This window comes from Arthrobacter sp. TJ-266 (genome assembly GCF_058269115.1).
Window position 1 is genome coordinate 1 of the sequence record NZ_JBZCNC010000005.1, and the last position, 19,149, is coordinate 19,149.

Sequence of the window (19,149 nt, forward strand, 5' to 3'; positions counted from 1 at the left end):
TCGACGTCGACGTCGACGTCGACGTCGACGTCGACGTCGGAGTCGGAGTCGGTGTCCACGTCGGGGCCGGAGCCGGAGTCGACGCGGGGGCCGGCAGGCCGCGCGACGAGCACTCCAACCGCACCCGGCACGGTCCCGGCGTCCGATCCCGCCAGCAGGACCGCCGAGCCCTCCGGCACCGCAGCCGCTTCCGTCGCGCAGAACACGTCGGATCACGCCGCTCACGCCGCACAGATCACCTTGGTGGTCGCCGATCCGACAGCCGCCGACGTCGACCGCCCGGCGGCTCCCGCGGGCTCGAGCACATCGCCCGTGTCCTCCGCCCATGCCATCGAGGAGCAGGGCACCTCCGGGCTGGGCTACGACCACCTGTGGGACCAGACCGTGGCACGCCGCGTCGAGGACGCCGCAGTACGCGAGTCCGAGGGTGACGCCGACGGACACGGCGCGTCCTCGTCAGCGGCGGGCACAGCAGCCGAGGCGTCGGACGCCGACGACCAGCCCACGCTCGGCCGACGTGCCGCTGCAGGGAGCCCGGACGGCGCCGACGCCGCGGACGATGCCCCGAGCGGCGGCCGCCCGGTGGCAGCGGAGCCCGCCGTCGGCGCTGCACCGGCCACGATCCTCATCGACTCGGTGCCCTGGGCCACGCCGCGGCCCGCTCCCGCAGCACCATCGGACGTCCCTGCCACCGGTCCATTCGGAGCGGGGCGAGGTGCCGGTCCGAGGAGCACGGGCGGCACCGAAGCCGCCGGGCGGGGAACCGGAGGCGCCGACGAGGGCGATCACGACGGCCATACCGTGATGCGCAGCGAACTCGGCCGGGGCGGCGCTGCTGCGCCCGGCACGGCGCCGGGTGCGCCGAGCAGAACCGGGACCGGAGGCGCCGTACCCGCGGCAGCCGACGCCACGCCCGCCGCGGCGAGGGGCGCCTCGGATCGACCTGCCGGGACCGGTCCGCTGGTCCTCGCGCGGTTGTGTGTCGCCGGGCATGCGAACGCGCCCACCATCTCCGTCTGCACGGTCTGCGGCGGCGCGGTCAGCGCCGAGACGCAGCAGGTCCGCCGGCCGAGCCTCGGCGTCATGCGCATCTCCACGGGCGAGGTCATCCAGCTCGACCGCTCCCTGATCGTGGGCCGCCAGCCGTCGGTCTCGCGCGTGCAGGGCAAGGAGATGCCGAAGCTCGTGCAGGTGCAGTCCGAGACGGGTGACATCTCGCGGTCGCACGTCGAGGTGCGGCTGGACGGCTGGCACGTGCTCCTGTGCGATCTCAAGGCGACCAACGGGACCGTCCTCATCCGCGAGGGGCAGCCGCCGCGTCGCCTGGGCCAGGGGGAGACGGCGTTCCTGCTCGACGGCGACGTCGCGCAGCTCGGCGACGACGTGTCCCTGCGCTTCGAGGACCTCCCGTGACCACGAAGCGGGCCGCAGCCCCGCCGCCGTCCATCCCCGGGTACCGCTACATCAGCCTGCTCGGTTCGGGCGGCTTTGCGGACGTCTACCTGTACGAGCAGGACAGGCCGCGCAGGCAGGTCGCCGTGAAGGTGCTCATCTCGGACCTCAAGACCGAGGGTGCGCGCCGGGCCTTCGAGTCCGAGGCGAACCTGATGGCGCAGCTGTCCTCGCACCCGTACATCGTGACGATCTACGAGGCCGACACCACGGCCGAGGGCCACTCCTACCTCGCGATGGAGTACTGCTCGCGTCCCAGCCTGGACATCCGGTACCGGCGCGCACGCCTCTCGGTCGCGGAGACCCTGACCATCGGCATCCAGGTGGCGTCCGCCGTCGAGTCGGCCCACCGCGCGGGAATCGCGCACCGCGACATCAAACCCGCCAACATCCTCGTCACGGACTACAACAGGCCCGCCCTGACCGACTTCGGCATCTCCGGCACCATGGAGTCCACGCAGGGCGACGAGGACCAGGGCATGTCCATCCCGTGGTCGCCGCCCGAGGCGTTCCACGGCGGAGGGATCGACGGCGTCAAGGTGGACGTCTGGGCGCTCGGCGCCACCGTCTACACGCTGCTCGCCGGGCGCTCGCCGTTCGTGTTCCCCGGCATGGACAACTCGCAGGCGGCCCTCATGGACCGTATCGGCTCCATGGCGCTGCAGCGGACCGGCCGTGAGGACGTCCCGGATTCGCTGGAGCTCGCCATGGCGACGGCCATGTCCAAGCAGCCCGGCTCGCGGTTCGAGTCCGCGTACTCCTTCGCCCTCACCCTGCAGCGCATCCAGACGGAGCTCGGCTACTCCGTGACGCCCTTCGAGGTGCTCGACGACGCGCCCCAGCACGTCCAGGGGGAGGACGACGGCGCCGAGGAGACGCGCGTGCGCCGCGTCGTCTCGATCGATCCGGAGTCCACGACCTTCGGGCCCACCTTCCCCCACCCGTCGTCCTTCCGCACCACCTCCCCGCATGCGGGTCCGCCCCCGGCGGAGCCGCAGCAGACGGCGCACCCGTCGCCCGCGCCGACCCCGGAGGTCACCTCATCGAGATCCGGCGGCGTGCCTGCGCCCCCGCCCGCACCCGTGCCGCAGGAGAGCCAGGACGGAGGGTGGTCCGAGCGCACCGTCCTGCGCGGAGCGGCGGCGCCCGAGGACTCGCTGCGTCTCGACACCACCATGCACCGGCCCGCCGGGATCACCTCGGGTACCAGCGCGGGCGCGACGGCGGCGGACACCACCCAGCCCGGCCGACGTCGTCTGCCGCTCCTGATCGGGGTCGGCGCCCTGATCGCGCTCGCCGTCGCAGGCGGCGTCACCGCCGTGGCGCTCGGTGGGGGCGAGGACGAAGCGGCCCCGCCGCCGGGGCTCACGCAGCCGCCGTCGGACCCGATGGCGGGACTCGAGGGCAACGTCCCCGCGCCCGAGGGGATCACCGGAGTGCCCGACGGCAGCGTCGTCACGTTCTCCTGGACCAATCCTGACCCGCGCGAGGGCGATCTCTACCGCTTTCGTACGGCGACGGTGCAGCAGACGGGGGAGTGGGTGCGCACCGTGCGGCTCACCGCCGATGTGCAGGCGAACCCCTCCGGGGAGACGTGCATCGAGGTCCAGCTCGTCCGCAGCAACGGGTCCGCGTCGGAGCCCCTCACCAGCTGCTACTCGGGGTAGAAAGGCGTCATGGGGGAACTAGCACTGGATTTCTGCGGGGAATGGCACGAGCCCGCCGAGGACCGCGTCTTCGACATCGGCCGCGAGGGCGATCTCGAGATCGACGACAACCCGTACCTGCACCGGAAGTTCCTGCAGATCGAGCGCCAGAACGGCATCTGGTGGCTCAGCAACGTGGGGTCCATCATCTCCGCCACCGTGGCCGACGTCAGCGGAGGCATGCAGGCCTGGGTGTCGCCCGGCGCCAGGATCCCCCTGGTGTTCGGGCAGACACGTGTGGTGTTCACGGCCGGCCCCACCACCTACGAGTTCGACGTCCACCTGAAGACGCCCGCCTTCCGGCATGACAGCCGCGGTGGTGATGCGACGGGCGAGACGACCATCGGCCCCGTCCGCTTCACGGATGCCCAGAAGGCGCTGATCGTCGCGCTGGCCGAGCCCATGCTCCGCCGCGAGGGAACCGGCTTCAGCTCCATCCCGTCCTCCGCGGAGGCCGCCCGACGCCTCGGGTGGGCGCTCACGCGGTTCAACCGGAAACTCGACAACGTGTGCGACAAGCTGGACCGCGTGGGCGTCGCCGGTCTGCGGGCCGGTGGCGGCAAGCTGGCCACCAATCGCCGCGCGCGCCTCGTGGAGCACGCGATCACCTCCCATCTCGTCACGCCCGAGGACCTCCATCTCCTCGACCACCCGGCCGACGCCGTGCACGATCCGAAGGACACCACCGATGACGACTGACGCCCACGCATGAAACTCCGCCTCACCCTCAGGCGCGAGCCGGAGCCCGCGAAGGACCTCGCCGTCACCGTGGACGGCCTCGCGACCGTCAGTGACGTGGCCCGCGAGCTCTACGCCTCCGATCCCGGCCGCTCCGGAGCTGCCCAGCCGGACGGTCTCTCACTCACGGTCGACGAGTCCTATGTGGCGGGCGGTATGCGCGGGCGCACGCTGGACCCCGATCGCAGCCTCTTCGAGTCCGGCCTGAGGCCGGGTTCCACGGTGACCATCACGCAGGTCAGTGACCAGTTCTCCCTGCCCGGCCAGGACCGCGGACCGTCGGTCGCGACGCTCCGCGTGCTCGCGGGGCCCGACGCCGGCAAGGAGTTCTCGCTGCCGGTCGGCGCCAGCTACCTCGGCCGGGACCGCAACGCCGACATCCGTTTTGCTGATCCGATGATGTCCAAGCGCCACGCGAGGATCAACATCTCGGACACCATCGAGATCATCGACACCAATTCCGCCAACGGGTTGATGATGGCGGGCACGCGTATCAGCAGGGCCGCCCTGACCTCGGCCGACGAGGTGACGCTCGGTGACACCACCATCAGCGTGGTGTCCCTCGGCCGCGCGGGCGCCGGTGAGTCCACCAACCCCCTCGTGGAGTTCAACCGGTCCCCGCGTGTGGTCCCCGCCTTCGACGTGAAACCGCGGACACCGCCCGCCGGCCCCAAGCGCCCCCAGCCGCAGCGCTTCCCGTACATCATGATGGCCGCGCCCCTGCTCATGGGCATGGTGATGTTCGCGGTCACCCGGAGCCCGTTCAGCGCGCTGTTCGCGCTCATGATGCCCCTGATCCTCGTGGCCAACTACTTCGACCAGCGCTCGACGGCGAAGCGGGCCTTCCGTGAGGCCGTCGAGCAGTACACGGCCGCCATGGAGTTCTTCCGGCGGGACCTCGACCGGCTGCAGCGCGTCGAACGCGCCGTCCGGCATGCCGAGGCGCCGTCCGTCGCCGACACCGTGGACTCGATCTACAAGCTCGGGCCGCTGCTGTGGACGCACCGCCCCGAGCACGCGGCGTTCCTGACGCTGCGCTTCGGCACCGGCACGGCGCCGTCGCGCGTGGAGATCCGCGAGGCCTCGAGCAATGACACGCTCGCTGAGTACGCGGAGGAGATCTCCACCGCGGTGGAGCAGTACACCACCATCGACGACGTCCCGATCGTCGCGAACCTCCGGCTCTCCGGTGCGCTGGGCCTCGCCGGTCCCCGCGGCGTCGTGGACGACGTCGCCCGCGGTCTGGTGATCCAGGCCATCGGCCTGCACTCGCCGGCCGAGTTCGTCGTCACGGCGCTGACGTCCGTGGCCTCGAAGGAGCGCTGGAGCTGGCTGCAGTGGCTCCCGCACGTGGGCTCGGTGCACAGTCCGCTCGCCGGCGACCACCTCGGTGCCGGCCCCGCCGCGGGCGCCGCGCTCCTGTCCCAGCTCGAGGACCTCATCGCCGCCCGGTCCCGCCGCCGTTCCGGCCCGAGCCTGCGCGGCATGATCGACCTCAAGGACCTCAAGGACCTCAAGGACCTCAAGGACCTCGAGACGCCCGCCCCCGTGGTCCCGAGCGTGCTCGTGGTCGTCGAGGACGACGCCTCCGTGGACCGTGCGCGCCTCACGCGCGTCGCCGAACTCGGGGCCGACGTCGGCGTCCACCTGCTGTGGATCGCCACGTCCGTCCCCGCCCTGCCCGCGGCGTGCCGCGACTTCCTCGCGGTCGACGGCGACACCGCGAACGTCTCGGGGCAGGTGCGTCTCGGGCGGCTGACCACGCCGGTGAGCTGCGAGAGCGTCGACGAGGCGCTCGCGGGCCAGCTCGCCCGCATGCTCACCCCGGTGGTGGACGTCGGCACGCCGGTCGACGACGATTCCGACCTGCCGCGCGCCGTGTCCTACGTGACGCTCGCGGGTCATGACCTGATGGAGGCCACCGCCGCCGTCGCGGACCGCTGGCGCGAGAACAACTCCGTGGCGGCCTCCGCGGTGCCCAACCGCAAGCACCAGGGTTCGCTCCGTGCGCTCGTGGGGTCAAAGGGCGTGGAGCCCATGTACCTGGACCTCAAGACCGAGGGGCCGCACGCCCTGGTGGGCGGCACCACGGGTGCCGGCAAGTCGGAGTTCCTGCAGTCCTGGGTCCTGGGGATGGCCGCGGCCTACAGCCCCGACCGCCTCACGTTCCTCTTCGTGGACTACAAGGGCGGCGCGGCCTTCGCCGAGTGCGTGCAGCTACCCCACACGGTGGGGCTCGTCACGGACCTCTCCCCGCACCTCGTCCGGAGGGCGCTGACCTCCCTGCGCGCCGAACTGCACTTCCGCGAGCACCTGTTCAACCGCAAGAAGGCCAAGGACCTCCTCGCCATGGAGCGCGAGGCGGATCCCGAGACACCGCCGTCGCTCATCATCGTGGTCGACGAGTTCGCGGCGCTGGCCCGCGAAGTGCCGGAGTTCGTGGACGGCGTCGTCGACGTCGCGGCACGTGGCCGCTCCCTCGGCCTGCACCTGATCCTCGCCACGCAGCGACCCGCCGGTGTCATCAAGGACAACCTCCGCGCCAACACGAACATGCGGATCGCACTGCGCATGGCGGACACCGACGATTCCGAGGACATCCTCGGTGACCCGATGGCCGCCTACTTCAGCCCGACGATCCCGGGCCGCGGCGCCGCGAAGACAGGGCCGGGGCGTCTCCAGGGTTTCCAGACCGGGTACGCCGGCGGCTGGACCACGCGTACGCCGGCGCGGCCCCGGATCGACATCGTGGAGATGGACTTCGGCTCCGGCCCCGCCTGGGAGCGCGAGGGCGTGGCGGAGGTGGAGGAGATCGGCGGACCGAACGACATCTCGCGCATCGTGGCGAACGTGTCCCAGGCCGCGATCGAGCTCGGCATCACCCCGCCCCGCAAACCGTGGCTCGCGGAACTGGCCACCGCCTACGACTTCTCGAAGCTCCCGAACCCCCGCACCGACGAGAAGATGCTGCTCGGCGTCGCGGACGACCCCGCGAACCAGGCGCAGCCCACGGTGTTCTACTCACCGGACACGGACGGCAACATGGCGTTCCTCGGCGCGGGCGGCTCGGGTAAGTCCGCTGCGCTCCGCACCCTCGCCATCGGGGCCGCGGTGACCGTGCGCGGGGGGCCCGTGCAGGTGTACGGGATCGACTGCGCGTCCAACGGGCTGCAGATGCTCGACCAGCTCCCGCACGTGGGGGCGATCCTCGACGGCGAGGACTCCGAGCGCATCGGCCGCCTGCTGCGGTACCTCCGCGGCATCATCGACGAGCGCGCGGATCGCTTCTCCGAGGTCCGCGCGGGCACCATCACCGAGTACCGGGAACTCGCGGGCCGTCCCGACGAGCCGCGGATCCTCCTCATGGTGGACGGGCTCTCGACCTTCCGCGAGAGCTACGAGTTCAAGGGCTCGGTGCGCCACTTCGAACTCTTCCAGCAGATCGCCACGGACGGCAGGCCCATGGGCGTGCACGTCGTGGTCACCGGCGAACGCACCAACGCCCTGCCGCCGTCGCTCGCCGCCTCGATCCAGCGGCGCGTGATCCTCCGGCTCGCGGGGAAGGACGACTACGCGATGCTCGGCGTGCCGAAGGACGTCCTCTCGAACACCTCGCCGCCGGGACGCGGACTGAGCGACGGTCAGGAGATCCAGCTCGCCATCTTCGGTGGCAACGCGAACCTCGCCCTGCAGGCTCGCGAGGTGGAGAAACTCCGCGACGCGATGGTGCGCCAGGGCGTACCGCAGGCACCCGGCGTGCTCAGCCTGCCCGAGAGCCTGGACCTGCAGGTCCTCCCGGCCGGTGCGGAGGGCGCCCCCGTGATCGGTGTGGACGACTACAACCTCGAGCCCGCCGCGCTCACGGCGCACGGGGTCTTCATGATCAGCGGCCCGCCCGGAGCAGGCCGCACCACGGCGCTCGTCACGCTCGCCGCGGCGCTCCAGCGGTCCTCGCCGAGGACGCGGCGGGTCTACTTCGGCGCCAGGAAATCCTCGATCGCCTCCCTGCCGGTGTGGGACGAGGCGTATGCCACCCCGGCGGCCGTGCAGCCGGAACTCGCGCGTCTCCTCGCCCTGACCACCGAGGCGGACGACGCCGTGGCGTTCTTCATCGAGGGCGTCACCGAGTTCACGGACTCCCCGGCGGAGATGGAGCTCTCCGCCCTGGTGAAGGCTGCCGTCAAGGCGAACCAGTGGGTGGTGGGGGAGGCCGAGACGTCCACGTGGTCGAGTGCGTGGAACCTCGCCGGACCCTTCAAGTCGGGCCGCCGGGGGTTGTTGCTCAACCCCGGCGAGATCGACGGCGACACCCTCCTGAGCACGTCCCTCGGGCGGACAACGGGGAACCGCTTCCTGCCGGGCCGCGGGTATGTCATCGGACGGGGCAAGGCGTATAAGGTTCAGATTGCCACGACGATGGGCGGGGCGTCCTAGGTCTCGGATGCTCCGGACACACCCCTGGCAGTTGCTACGCCGTCATGGGTAGAGCTCCCCATCGACACGTCCAGGGGGCTCGCATAAGTTCGACGTAGTAGCTCGGCCGGACGGACCGGCAGGGCGAACGGCACCGGAGGAACCGGGGCCGGCACAACACGACAAGGTGGGGACACATGAGCCAGATCACGCACGGTAACAACCCTCAGGAGATGCAGGAACTTGCAACGCTCCTGACGCAGAAGTCCGAGGAGATCAACCAGATGGTCGGTCAGCTCACCACGAAGCTCGCATCGACGGGTTGGGAAGGCCCCGATGCCGGCCGCTTCCGCAGCGACTGGGAGGGCCACCGCGCCAAGCTCACCGCCATTGCCTCCGAGCTCGGCACCGTGAGCCAGACTGTCCAGAAGAACAAGCAGGATCAGGAGACCGCTTCGGCGTAGTCACTCCTCAAGGACAACGGCCCGCAGCCCCGGCTGCGGGCCGTTGTCCTTTAACGAGGAGTACTGAATGTCGGGCGGCGCGGACCGCCGTCGTCCCGGGGTTGCACCGCCGCCGGCCCGCGGTGGTCCGTGTCAGGGGTGTAGTGCAAGATGGGAAAGTGACCACAGGAATCGAAGACGCCGGCACGACGACGGGCCCCGACGCGGCAGTGCGGGAGGAGCACGCGGCCCTCGCCGAACAGATCCGCGCGCATCGCGTCGCGTACTACCGCCAGGACGCTCCCACGGTCTCGGACGCCGAGTTCGACGCCCTGTTCCGGCGACTGGAGGAGCTCGAGGCGCTTCACCCCGAGCTCGCCTCCAACGACTCGCCCACGCAGGAGGTGGGCGGTGACGTGTCCGCGGCCTTCGCGCCCGTGGACCACCTCGCGCGCATGTACAGCCTCGAGGACGTCTTCTCGCTCGAGGAGCTGAAGGTGTGGCTGGACCGCGCCACCGCGGGCGTCGAGCAGCGGTCGCCCGGCTCCACCATCGCCTGGCTCACCGAGCTGAAGATCGACGGCCTCGCCGTGAACCTCCTCTACCGCAACGGGGAGCTCGTCCGCGCCGCGACCCGGGGTGACGGCGTGACGGGTGAGGACATCACCCACAACGTCCTCACCATCGCGACCATCCCGAAGAATCTCGCGGGCTCCGACCATCCCGAGGAGGTGGAGATCCGCGGCGAGGTCTTCTTCCCCACCAAGGAGTTCGGCCAGCTGAACGAGCGCATGGTCGCGGCCGGCAAGGCGCCGTTCGCCAACCCCCGCAACGCGGCAGCCGGTTCGCTGCGGCAGAAGGACCCGGCGATCACCGCCGAGCGTCCCCTCGACATGTACGTGCACGGCATCGGCGCGCGCACCGGCCTGTCCGCCGAGACGCAGTCCGAGACCTACGACCTGCTCACGTCCTGGGGGCTCCCGACGTCGCCCTACTACAAGGTGCTGTCCACGCAGGAGGAGGTGGTCGAGTTCATCGGGCACTACGGGGATCACCGGCACGACCTCCTGCACGAGATCGACGGCATCGTCGTCAAGGTGGACAGCTTCGCCCTGCAGCGCGCCCTCGGCCACACCTCCCGCGTGCCGCGCTGGTCCGTGGCCTACAAGTACCCGCCCGAGGAAGTGAACACGAAGCTCCTGGACATCATCGTCAGCGTGGGCCGTACAGGTCGCGTGACGCCCTTCGGCCAGATGGTGCCCGTGAAGGTCGCCGGGTCCACCGTCGGGCTCGCCACGCTGCACAACCAGGAGGTCGTCAAGGCCAAGGGCGTCATGATCGGCGACATCGTGGTGCTCCGGAAGGCGGGCGACGTCATCCCCGAGATCGTCGGGCCCGTCATGGCGCTGCGTGACCAGCAGGACCCGCCGGTCCGTGAGTTCGTCATGCCGACCGAGTGCCCGTCCTGCGGCACCACCCTGCAGCCGGCGAAGGAGGGCGATGTGGACATCCGCTGCCCGAACGCCCGGTCTTGCCCCTCGCAGCTGCGGGAGCGCGTTTTCCACCTCGCCGGTCGCGGCGCCTTCGACATCGAGGCTCTCGGCTACGAGGCCGCGATAGCACTGACGCACCCCGCCGAGCCGGAGGCGCCGCCGATCACCACCGAGGCGGACGTCTTCGACCTGACGCCCGAGATGCTCGCCGACGTGCGGATCGAGCGCGACAAGAAGGTCAAGGGCGTGGTGACGGGCCGCGAGCTCGTGCCCTACTTCTACTCGAAGGGCACGGCGAAGAAGCCGTCGGAACCGAGCGCCACCACGCGCAAGCTGTTCATCGAGCTCGAGAAGGCGAAGAAGCAACCGCTCTGGCGCGTGCTCGTGGCACTGTCCATCAGGCATGTGGGCCCCACGGCATCCCGTGCGCTCGCGACGGCGTTCGGCTCCATGGACCGGATCCGGAACGCGTCGGAGGAGGAGCTGGCGAACGTGGACGGGGTGGGCCCCACGATCGCCGCGGCCCTGAAGGAATGGTTCGCCGAGGACTGGCACCGCGAGATCGTAAACCGCTGGGCGGCAGCAGGCGTGCGCATGGAGGACGAGATCGACGAGAGCACGCCCCGCACGCTCGAGGGCCTGACCGTCGTCGTCACCGGATCGCTCGAGAAGTACAACCGCGACGAGGCGAAGGAAGCCATCATCACGCGCGGTGGCAAGGCGGCGGGCTCGGTCTCGAAGAACACCAGCTACCTGGTCGCGGGGGAGAACGCCGGGACGAAGCTCGAGAAGGCCGAGACGCTCGGGGTGCCGGTGCTCGACGAGGAGGGCTTCATCGCGCTGCTGACGCACGGTCCTGCGGCCTTCGCCGAGGCGTCGGACACTCCCTCCGATACTCCGTCCGATTCGGCCCTGAACGTTCAGCCCGAGACGGAGAACGAGGAGCTGGAAGCCGCCGAGGAGCTCGAGGAGAGCGTCGAGGCGCTCCGGTCGGCAGCGGAGGACGGCGTGTGAGCGCAGACCTGCCATCCGTCCCGCCGACCCCCGGCGCACTCCTGCACCTCGCGCGCCAGGCCGCAGAGGCGGGAGCCCAGGTTTTGACGCGGCGCGACGCCGCTACGCTCGGGGCGACGAGCAAGAGCTCGGACAGCGACTGGGTCACGGACTTCGACGTCGCGGCGGAGCGCGCGGTGCGTGCCGTCATCCACCACTCCCGACCCCACGACATCATCACGGGTGAGGAACTGGGCACCACGGTGCCGGAGGGGCGGCACGGCAGCGGCCGTACCCGCTGGTCGATCGACCCGCTGGACGGCACCACGAACTTCATCAGGAACATCGTGTACTACGCCACGTCCGTGGCCGTGGCCGACGAGGACGGCACCTGGCTCGCCGGCGTGGTGCACGCCCCTGCGCTGTCCCGGATCTACTGGGCGTCCCGCGGGCAGGGCGCGTGGCTGAGCGATCACGGACGCGTCAGGCGGCTGACCGGTCCCGGACCCGGGGCGGGCACCGGACGCATCATCGGCACGGGCTTCTCCTACGACCCCGCGACCCGGGCGGACCAGCTCGGGGAACTGGGTCGGTTGCTCGAGGGGTTCGGCGACGTGCGGCGGCTCGGTTCCGCCGCGCTGGATCTCTGCATGGTGGCCGACGGCACGCTCGACGCCTATGCGGAACGCGGCCTCAACGAGCACGATCTCGCAGCGGGTGCCCTGATCGCCGAGGAGGCCGGCGCCGTCGTCCTGCGCCCCGCACTCACGCCCATGCTCCATGGCGGCCCGAGCGACGCCGAGCGGTTGGCCGCGCTCACCGTCGCGGGGTCGTCCGCCTTCGCAGCGTCGGTCACCGCCGGGCGCGTGCGATGACCGCGCCGTCCTGGCAGAAGGTGTTCTCGACCCTCGCGAGCGAGCGGTCGAGGGACCTGTACGCGCAGGCCGTCGTCGGGCAGCCGCTCGACGCTAGGCCGAAGGAACGGCAGCGTCTCGTGGACGCCGGCCTGCTGAGTGCTGACGGCTCGGTGAACAGCGGCCTGTTCACCGAGGTCCTCGCGCAGTCCGCAGCACCGGCGCCGAAGGGAGTCGACAGATTCTTCCGCGAGGGTCGCGTCGACGGTCTGCCGAGGGCGGGCCAGGACCGCCGGGACCTCCTGGAGCATCTTGCCGTCAGGCTGCTGCCGGAGGACGAGGATCTCGGTGAACTCGAGATCAATCGGCTGCTGGCCACCGTCACCCGGGACGTGCCGACGCTGCGCCGAGCCCTCGTGGACCACGGCTTCGTGCGGCGCAACCCGGACGGCACGGGGTACCGCCGGGTCGACGGGGGAGCGTGAGTCTGCCCCGCGTGAGGAGGTCCTTCGGTCCTCGGGCTCGTGGTCCTCGGCCCCGATCGAGCTCAGCTGCGCTTCGCGGGGCGCTGGTCGGCGTCGCGCTGCTGATCCTGATCACGGGATGCGTCCCCGCGGCGGAGCGTGCGTTCGACAGCGCCGTGTTCGCCTCGCGGGTGGGTCAGGACAGCACCGGCCCTCTCCCGTGGATCGAGGTCAATCCGGTGTACTGGCAATTGGAGTACGTCGACGGCCAGTACAGCGCCGTCGTGGGGCCTCCCTGCGCGCCCGTCACGGCACCGGTGACCCTCAGCGAGGACACCATCGAGGTCGACATGGATCGCGCGGCGATCGCCGACGTGGAGTGCGACGGGCCCCGCGCGGCGATGGACGCCTGGGTGCGGGACTTCATCGCCGAGCCCCTGGCGTACACGCTGGAGGGTGAGGTCCTCGTCCTGACCAACGGTGGGGGCAGCCTCACCTTCGAGCGGATCGACCGGTGACCGGCGGCGTCGTGCCCTCCGTCCCGATCTCCACCGCAGCGATCGAAACCGCGCCACCCACACCCGCGGCGGTCGGATGCGCGCCGATCACGCTCGCGGCGCTGGAACGCGCCGTCCGTGCGTCATGGGGCCCCGACACCACCTGTCTCGCGAGGGACAGCCTCCCCTGCTGGACCGCGGACGTCCCGGCGCGGGGCCAGTGCGGACCGACGGCGCTCGTGCTGCAGGACCTCCTCGGCGGGGACCTGCTGATCGCGGACGTCACGCATCCTGACCAAGCAGCCCAGGTGCACTACTGGAACCGGATGCCCGCCGGCCTCGAGATCGACCTGACCCGGGAACAGTTCGGGCCCGAGCACGTGATCGGGGAACCCCGCGTCGTCGTGCGGCCGCCCGGAGGGCCTCGTGCCTACGCCGGCGAGTACGAGCTGCTGCGCACGCGGGTGCTGGCTGCGCTGGGCCGGGCGATGTGACGAGCCCGCATCGATGAGCCCGAGGCCAGTGGGCGGTCCCCAGACCCTCGTGAGCCCGCAGGGTCTCGACCGCAGGCGGATTCCATGCTCCGATGAGCCATGACAGGACGCCGCCTCTCCACCCTCCTCGTGTCGCTCGCGATCGGCGGAACCCTCGCCCTGACCCTCACCGGATGTCTGTCCGCCGCCGAGCGTCGCCTGGATGACGTCGAATTCCGATCGGTGTCCGGCACGGACGGCTCGGGTGAGCTCGGCTGGATCGACCAGCAACCCGTGCGGTGGAGCGCCACCACCCTCAACGGTGAGTACACGGCGGTCATCCTCCCGCCCTGCGCTGCCATCAATGCGCCCGTCGTCATCACCGACGACGACATCGTGGTCGACATGTCGAGGGCTGCCGTCGCGGCCGTCGCCTGCGAGGAACCAACGGCGAGCCGCGATGCCTGGGTGCACTCGTTCTTCTCCGCACCCGTCAGCTACACCGTGGACGGCGGCACCCTGATCATGACCAGCGACGCCGGCACCCTTACCTTCGAACGGATCCCCGAGCGGGCCCGCGGGTGAGCATCGTGACAGGATGGTCGGGTGATTCCAGCCCCCTCCGGTGAAGACCCCCTCCGTTCCGGCATCGTCATCCGCCCTGTCCGGCCGGAGGACTACGACGACGTCCGCCGCATCACGCGCGGCGCCTACCTCGAGGCCGGCTACTTCACGGACGAGACGCACCCGTACATGGCGGTCCTCGCCGATGTGGAGCACCGTGCCGAGCACGCGGAGATCTGGGTGGCCGAGCGCGACGGCGCCGTCATCGGCTCCGTCGCGCTGACGTTCGCGGGCCAGCGGTACACGGACATCGCGGTGGAGGGTGAACTCGAGTTCCGCATGCTCGCCGTCGACCCCGCGGTCCAGCGCGGTGGCGTGGGGCGCGTCATGGTCGAGCGCATCATCGAGCACGCGCGGACCCTGGCCGGCATCGAGGCCGTGAGCCTCACGAGTGGTTCCGAGATGGTCCGGGCGCACGGCCTGTACGCGTCCATGGGCTTCGTCCGGGTGCCGGAGCGGGACTGGGTGGTCCCGAACGAGGACATCATCCTCTGGGTGTTCCGCCTGGCCCTCTGAATCCTGGCCCTCCGGATCCTGCTGCACCGCCGTCACCCACCCCGCAGTGCGGGCCATCGCGCGCGCCCGCACTAGGATGGACGCAGAAACCCACGCCTCCAACCAGGGGAGATCCATGGCCGAGATCAACCGGGACGACGTCGCGCACCTCGCGCGCCTCGCCCACATCGACATGACCGACGAGGAGCTCGACCGCATGGCCGGGGAACTCGCCGTGATCGTCGAGTCCATCAAGTCCGTGAGCGAGGTGGCGGGCGACGACGTCCCCGCGACCAGCCACCCGATCCCGCTGAGCAACGTGTTCCGCGAGGACGTGGTGGGGGAGACCCTCACCAACGAGGAAGCGCTGCTCGGCGCACCCGACAACGCCGACGGACGCTTCAAGGTGCCCGCGATCCTGGACGGGGAGTAACCCATGGCCGATCTGATTCACCTCTCCGCCGACGCCCTCTCGCGGAAGCTCGCGTCGAAGGAGGTCTCCGCCGTCGAGGCCACGCAGGCCTACCTGGACCGCATCGACGCCGTGGACGGCGCCATCAACGCCTTCCTGCACGTCAACACGGACGAGGCGCTGCTCGTCGCCGCCGAGGTCGACAGGGCCCGGGCCGACGGCGACACCCTCCACCCGCTGGCGGGTGTACCGATCGCCGTCAAGGACCTCATCGTGACGAAGGGCCAGCCGACCACGGCCGGCTCGAAGATCCTCGAGGGCTGGCAGAGCCCCTACGACGCGACCGTGGTGCGGAAGCTCCGCGCGGCGAAGATGCCGATCCTCGGGAAGACGAACCTCGACGAGTTCGCCATGGGCTCCTCGACCGAGCACTCCGCGTTCGGACCCACCAGGAACCCCTGGGACCTGGATCGTATCCCCGGCGGATCCGGCGGCGGGTCCGCTGCCGCCGTCGCCGCGTTCGAGGCACCCCTGGCCCTCGGCACCGACACCGGCGGCTCCATCCGCCAGCCCGGCGCGGTGACCGGGACCGTCGGCGTGAAGCCGACCTACGGCGGCGTGTCCCGCTACGGGGCCATCGCGATGGCGTCCTCGCTCGACCAGATCGGTCCGGTGTCCCGCACCGTCCTCGACAGCGCCCTGCTGCACGAGGTCATCGGCGGCCACGATCCCCACGACTCCACGTCGCTCACCGACCCCGTCGGCGCACTCGTCGAGGCCGCCCGCATGGGCCAGGTCGAAGGCATGCGGATCGGCGTGATCAAAGAACTGCAGGGCGAGGGTTACCAGGCCGGCGTCCTCACGCGGTTCTCGGAGTCGCTCGAGCTGCTGCGCTCCGCGGGTGCCGAGATCGTCGAGGTCTCGTGCCCCAACTTCCGGTACGCGCTCGGCGCCTACTACCTGATCATGCCGTCGGAGGCCTCCAGCAACCTGGCCAAGTACGACGGCGTCCGCTTCGGTCTGCGCGTGGTGCCCGATGGCGCCCCGACCATTGAGCGCGTCATGGGAGCCACCCGCGCAGCCGGCTTCGGCGACGAGGTCAAGCGCCGCATCATCCTCGGCACCTACGCGCTGAGCGCCGGCTACTACGACGCCTACTACGGCTCGGCGCAGAAGGTCCGCACGCTCATCCAGCGTGACTTCGCCGCCGCGTTCGAGCAGGCCGACGTGCTCATCTCGCCGACCGCCCCGACCACGGCCTTCAAGCTGGGGGAGAAGCTCGACGATCCGCTGGCGATGTACCTGAACGACGTCGCCACCATCCCCGCGAACATGGCGGGTGTCCCCGGGCTCTCCCTGCCGGGCGGGCTCGCGGACGAGGACGGGCTGCCGGTCGGCATCCAGCTCCTCGCCCCCGCGCGCCAGGACGCACGCCTCTACCGCGTGGGCGCGGTCCTCGAGGCGCTGCTCGAAGAGACATGGGGCGGCCCGCTGCTGGCCAAGGCCCCGCAGATCACTGCTATCCCAGGTGGTACGTCATGACTGCTGTAACCGATGAGGTCCTCTCCTTCGAGGAGGCCATGGAGAAGTACGATCCCGTGCTCGGGTTCGAGGTCCACGTGGAGCTGAACACGAGGACCAAGATGTTCTCCTCCGCGCCGAACGCCTTCGGCGACGTGCCGAACACCAACGTGACGCCGGTGGATCTCGGGCTGCCTGGCGTGCTGCCCGTGGTCAACGGTGTGGCCGTGGAGTCCGCGATCAAGATCGGCCTCGCGCTGAACTGCAGCATCGCCGAGAAGTGTTACTTCGCGCGGAAGAACTACTTCTACCCGGACACCCCGAAGAACTTCCAGACGTCCCAGTTCGAGGACCCGATCGCCTACGACGGCTTCATCGACATCGAGCTGGCCGACGGCACGGTGTTCCGCGTCGAGATCGAGCGCGCCCACATGGAGGAGGACGCCGGCAAGCTCACCCACATGGGTGGCTCGACGGGCCGCATCCAGGGTGCCGAGTTCTCGCTCGTCGACTACAACCGCGCCGGGGTGCCGCTCATCGAGATCGTCACCAAGCCGATCGAGGGCGCCGGGTCGCGTGCCCCCGAACTCGCGAAGGCCTACGTCGCCGCGATCCGCGAGATCGTCAAGAACCTCGGTGTCTCCGATGCCCGCATGGAGCGCGGCAACGTGCGCTGCGACGCGAACGTCTCCCTGCGTCCGTACGGCCAGGAGACGTTCGGGACGCGTACCGAGACCAAGAACGTGAACTCGCTCCGGTCGGTCGAGCACGCCGTCCGCTACGAGATCCAGCGGCACGCGGCCGTCCTCGACACCGGCACGCCCATCATCCAGGAGACCCGGCACTGGCACGAGGACACGCGGTCCACGACGTCGGGACGCCCCAAGTCCGACGCCGACGACTACCGCTACTTCCCCGAGCCCGACCTCGTTCCCGTGGTCACGAACGACGCCTGGATCGAGAAGCTCCGCGCGGAACTGCCCGAGCCGCCCGCCGAGCGCCGCAAGCGGCTCCAGGGTGACTGGGGCTACTCGGACGCCGAGTTCCGCGACGTCGTCAACGCAGGGGTCATGTCCTCCGTCGAGGACACGATCGCCGCCGGCGTGAGCGCAGCCGTCGCCCGTAAGTGGTGGATGGGCGAGATCTCCCGCCGGGCCAAGCTGGCCGACGTCGAGCCCGCCGAACTCGGCGTCACGCCCGAGCTGATCGTCGAGCTCAACGCGCTCATCGAGTCCGGCAAGATCAACGACAAGCTCTCCCGCGACGTGCTCGACGGCGTCCTCGCCGGCGAGGGCACACCCGCCGAGGTGGTCGAGAAGCGCGGCCTCGCGGTCGTGTCCGACGACGGCCCGCTCCTCGAGGCGATCGACGGGGCGCTCGCTGCGCAGCCGGACGTCGCCGAGAAGATCCGCGGCGGCAAGGTGCAGGCCGTCGGTGCGATCGTGGGAGGCGTCATGAAGGCGACCCGCGGACAGGCCGACGCCGGCCGGGTGCGCGAACTCATCCTGCAGCGCCTCGGCGTCGAGGGCTGATCAGGCCGGGTGCTCAAGGGACCCCCCCTGATCGGATACACACCGGGTCGGATCGCCGCGGCGGCCGGCCGGACCCGGGGTGAATTCACCCCGGGTCCGGCCCGTTGCCCCGGCTCTGCAGTTCCAGGAGGTTCCGATGGCCCTGATGCCGCAGGCCGAGTTCGACGTCACGGCCGCCCTCGTCCGATCGCTGCTGCACGAGCAGCACCCCGACCTGGCCGATCTTCCCGTGGAGTTCGTGGGCAACGGCTGGGACAACAAGCTGTTCCGGCTCGGACCGGCGCTCCTGGTGCGGCTGCCGAGGCGCGCGGTCGCGGACGCCCTCATGATCGAGGAGCAGCGCTGGCTGCCCGGCCTCGTGCGCACGGTGGGGCTCCCGACGTCGGCACCGTTGCGCGTCGGGGTACCCGGCGCGGGGTACCCCTGGCACTGGTCGGTCTGCCGCTGGATCGAGGGCGTCCCGGCCGCCGCCGTCCCGCGCGCCGACCGGACACCGGCCGCCGTCCCGCTGGCCCGTTTCCTCGCCGACTTCCATCGGCCCGCGCCCGACGACGCCCCGGTAAGTCCGGTGGGCCGCGGAGGACCGCTCGCAGCGCGCGACGACGTCGTGCGTGCGCGGCTCGTCTCCCTCGGGCAGGGACCGGGCAGCACGGTGCAGGACGTCTGGGCACGCGGTCACTGCGCCCACCCGGTCCGCGCCGCCCGTCTGGCTGCACGGCGACCTGCACCCGGCCAACACCGTGCTGACACAGCGGGGGGAGCTCGCCGGCGTCGTCGACTTCGGCGACCTGCGCGCGGGCGACCCGGCAACGGACCTCGCGGCGGCGTGGCTGCACTTCGGCGTCACCGGGCGTGCTGCGTTCCGCGGGCTCATCGACGATCGTGTGCCCGCCGATCCGGGCCTGTGGGACCGCGCCCGTGGCTGGGCGGTGAGTCTGGGCAGCGCACTCGCGGCGTCGTCGGACGACGCCCCGGCGCTCCGTGCACTCGGGATCGAGACGTTGCACGCCGTCCTCCAGGACTGACGGCAGCGCGGCCC

Annotated in this window: 15 protein-coding genes and 1 pseudogene; all 16 read left to right on the forward strand. The window is 70.9% G+C overall.

Going from position 1 to position 19,149, the window contains the following annotated elements; translation table 11 throughout:
* The first annotated feature begins 243 nt into the window (after nt 1-243).
* The 16 genes and pseudogenes from AC4D12_RS14500 to AC4D12_RS14575 all read left to right on the forward strand — a co-directional run bounded on the left by AC4D12_RS14500 (nt 244) and on the right by AC4D12_RS14575 (nt 19,135).
* On the forward strand, nt 244-1,413 hold the full coding sequence (locus tag AC4D12_RS14500) for an FHA domain-containing protein (protein ID WP_490950664.1): 1,170 nt from the start codon (nt 244-246) through the stop codon (nt 1,411-1,413).
* Entirely contained in the window at nt 1,410-3,119 is a 1,710-nt protein-coding gene (locus tag AC4D12_RS14505) for a serine/threonine-protein kinase (protein WP_490950665.1), read from the forward strand. The genes AC4D12_RS14500 and AC4D12_RS14505 overlap by 4 nt, the downstream gene beginning before the upstream one ends.
* Nucleotides 3,120-3,128: 9 nt before the next feature.
* On the forward strand, nt 3,129-3,857 hold the full coding sequence (locus AC4D12_RS14510) for a hypothetical protein (RefSeq protein WP_490950666.1): 729 nt from the start codon (nt 3,129-3,131) through the stop codon (nt 3,855-3,857).
* A 9-nt stretch (nt 3,858-3,866) separates the two neighbouring features.
* Complete coding sequence (locus tag AC4D12_RS14515; protein ID WP_490950667.1) at nt 3,867-8,330, forward strand: type VII secretion EssC family protein; 4,464 nt, start codon at nt 3,867-3,869, stop codon at nt 8,328-8,330.
* Between the two features lie 176 nt (nt 8,331-8,506).
* Nucleotides 8,507-8,773, forward strand: coding sequence for a WXG100 family type VII secretion target (locus AC4D12_RS14520; RefSeq protein WP_490950668.1), 267 nt, complete (start codon nt 8,507-8,509; stop codon nt 8,771-8,773).
* Between the two features lie 158 nt (nt 8,774-8,931).
* Nucleotides 8,932-11,259, forward strand: coding sequence for an NAD-dependent DNA ligase LigA (ligA, locus tag AC4D12_RS14525; protein ID WP_490950669.1), 2,328 nt, complete (start codon nt 8,932-8,934; stop codon nt 11,257-11,259).
* Nucleotides 11,256-12,113 carry an inositol monophosphatase family protein gene (locus AC4D12_RS14530; protein ID WP_490950670.1) on the forward strand — a complete coding sequence of 286 codons (858 nt, stop codon included), beginning with the start codon at nt 11,256-11,258 and terminating at the stop codon, nt 12,111-12,113. The genes ligA and AC4D12_RS14530 overlap by 4 nt, the downstream gene beginning before the upstream one ends.
* On the forward strand, nt 12,110-12,577 hold the full coding sequence (locus AC4D12_RS14535; RefSeq protein WP_490950671.1) for a DUF2087 domain-containing protein: 468 nt from the start codon (nt 12,110-12,112) through the stop codon (nt 12,575-12,577). Before AC4D12_RS14530 ends, AC4D12_RS14535 begins: the two co-directional genes overlap by 4 nt.
* Before the next feature lie 155 nt (nt 12,578-12,732).
* Nucleotides 12,733-13,074 carry an META domain-containing protein gene (locus AC4D12_RS14540; RefSeq protein ID WP_490950672.1) on the forward strand — a complete coding sequence of 114 codons (342 nt, stop codon included), beginning with the start codon at nt 12,733-12,735 and terminating at the stop codon, nt 13,072-13,074.
* On the forward strand, nt 13,071-13,547 hold the full coding sequence (locus tag AC4D12_RS14545; protein ID WP_490950673.1) for a YunG family protein: 477 nt from the start codon (nt 13,071-13,073) through the stop codon (nt 13,545-13,547). The genes AC4D12_RS14540 and AC4D12_RS14545 overlap by 4 nt, the downstream gene beginning before the upstream one ends.
* 99 nt (nt 13,548-13,646) lie before the next feature.
* Nucleotides 13,647-14,111 carry a hypothetical protein gene (locus tag AC4D12_RS14550; RefSeq protein WP_490950674.1) on the forward strand — a complete coding sequence of 155 codons (465 nt, stop codon included), beginning with the start codon at nt 13,647-13,649 and terminating at the stop codon, nt 14,109-14,111.
* Nucleotides 14,112-14,135: 24 nt separating this feature from the next.
* Complete coding sequence (locus tag AC4D12_RS14555; protein WP_490950820.1) at nt 14,136-14,666, forward strand: GNAT family N-acetyltransferase; 531 nt, start codon at nt 14,136-14,138, stop codon at nt 14,664-14,666.
* A gap of 115 nt (nt 14,667-14,781) precedes the next feature.
* Nucleotides 14,782-15,078, forward strand: a complete 297-nt coding sequence (gatC, locus tag AC4D12_RS14560) for an Asp-tRNA(Asn)/Glu-tRNA(Gln) amidotransferase subunit GatC (RefSeq protein ID WP_490950675.1) — start codon at nt 14,782-14,784, stop codon at nt 15,076-15,078.
* 3 nt (nt 15,079-15,081) lie between these two features.
* The gene (gene gatA, locus AC4D12_RS14565) at nt 15,082-16,599 is read left to right on the forward strand and encodes an Asp-tRNA(Asn)/Glu-tRNA(Gln) amidotransferase subunit GatA (RefSeq protein WP_490950676.1); all 1,518 of its coding nucleotides are present in this window, start codon (nt 15,082-15,084) and stop codon (nt 16,597-16,599) included.
* Nucleotides 16,596-18,110 carry an Asp-tRNA(Asn)/Glu-tRNA(Gln) amidotransferase subunit GatB gene (gene gatB, locus AC4D12_RS14570; RefSeq protein WP_490950677.1) on the forward strand — a complete coding sequence of 505 codons (1,515 nt, stop codon included), beginning with the start codon at nt 16,596-16,598 and terminating at the stop codon, nt 18,108-18,110. The genes gatA and gatB overlap by 4 nt, the downstream gene beginning before the upstream one ends.
* A 145-nt stretch (nt 18,111-18,255) precedes the next feature.
* A pseudogene (locus AC4D12_RS14575) lies at nt 18,256-19,135 on the forward strand (aminoglycoside phosphotransferase family protein).
* Nucleotides 19,136-19,149: the final 14 nt, after the last annotated feature.

Bases quoted from the DNA above. Each gene is read 5' to 3' on its own strand.
- gatA (WP_490950676.1), top strand. From the start codon at position 15,082: ATGGCCGATCTGATTCACCTCTCCGCCGACGCCCTCTCGCGGAAGCTC.
- AC4D12_RS14515 (WP_490950667.1), top strand. From the start codon at position 3,867: ATGAAACTCCGCCTCACCCTCAGGCGCGAGCCGGAGCCCGCGAAGGAC.
- AC4D12_RS14510 (WP_490950666.1), top strand. From the start codon at position 3,129: ATGGGGGAACTAGCACTGGATTTCTGCGGGGAATGGCACGAGCCCGCC.
- AC4D12_RS14520 (WP_490950668.1), top strand. From the start codon at position 8,507: ATGAGCCAGATCACGCACGGTAACAACCCTCAGGAGATGCAGGAACTT.
- gatC (WP_490950675.1), top strand. From the start codon at position 14,782: ATGGCCGAGATCAACCGGGACGACGTCGCGCACCTCGCGCGCCTCGCC.
- gatB (WP_490950677.1), top strand. From the start codon at position 16,596: ATGACTGCTGTAACCGATGAGGTCCTCTCCTTCGAGGAGGCCATGGAG.
- AC4D12_RS14535 (WP_490950671.1), top strand. From the start codon at position 12,110: ATGACCGCGCCGTCCTGGCAGAAGGTGTTCTCGACCCTCGCGAGCGAG.
- AC4D12_RS14550 (WP_490950674.1), top strand. From the start codon at position 13,647: ATGACAGGACGCCGCCTCTCCACCCTCCTCGTGTCGCTCGCGATCGGC.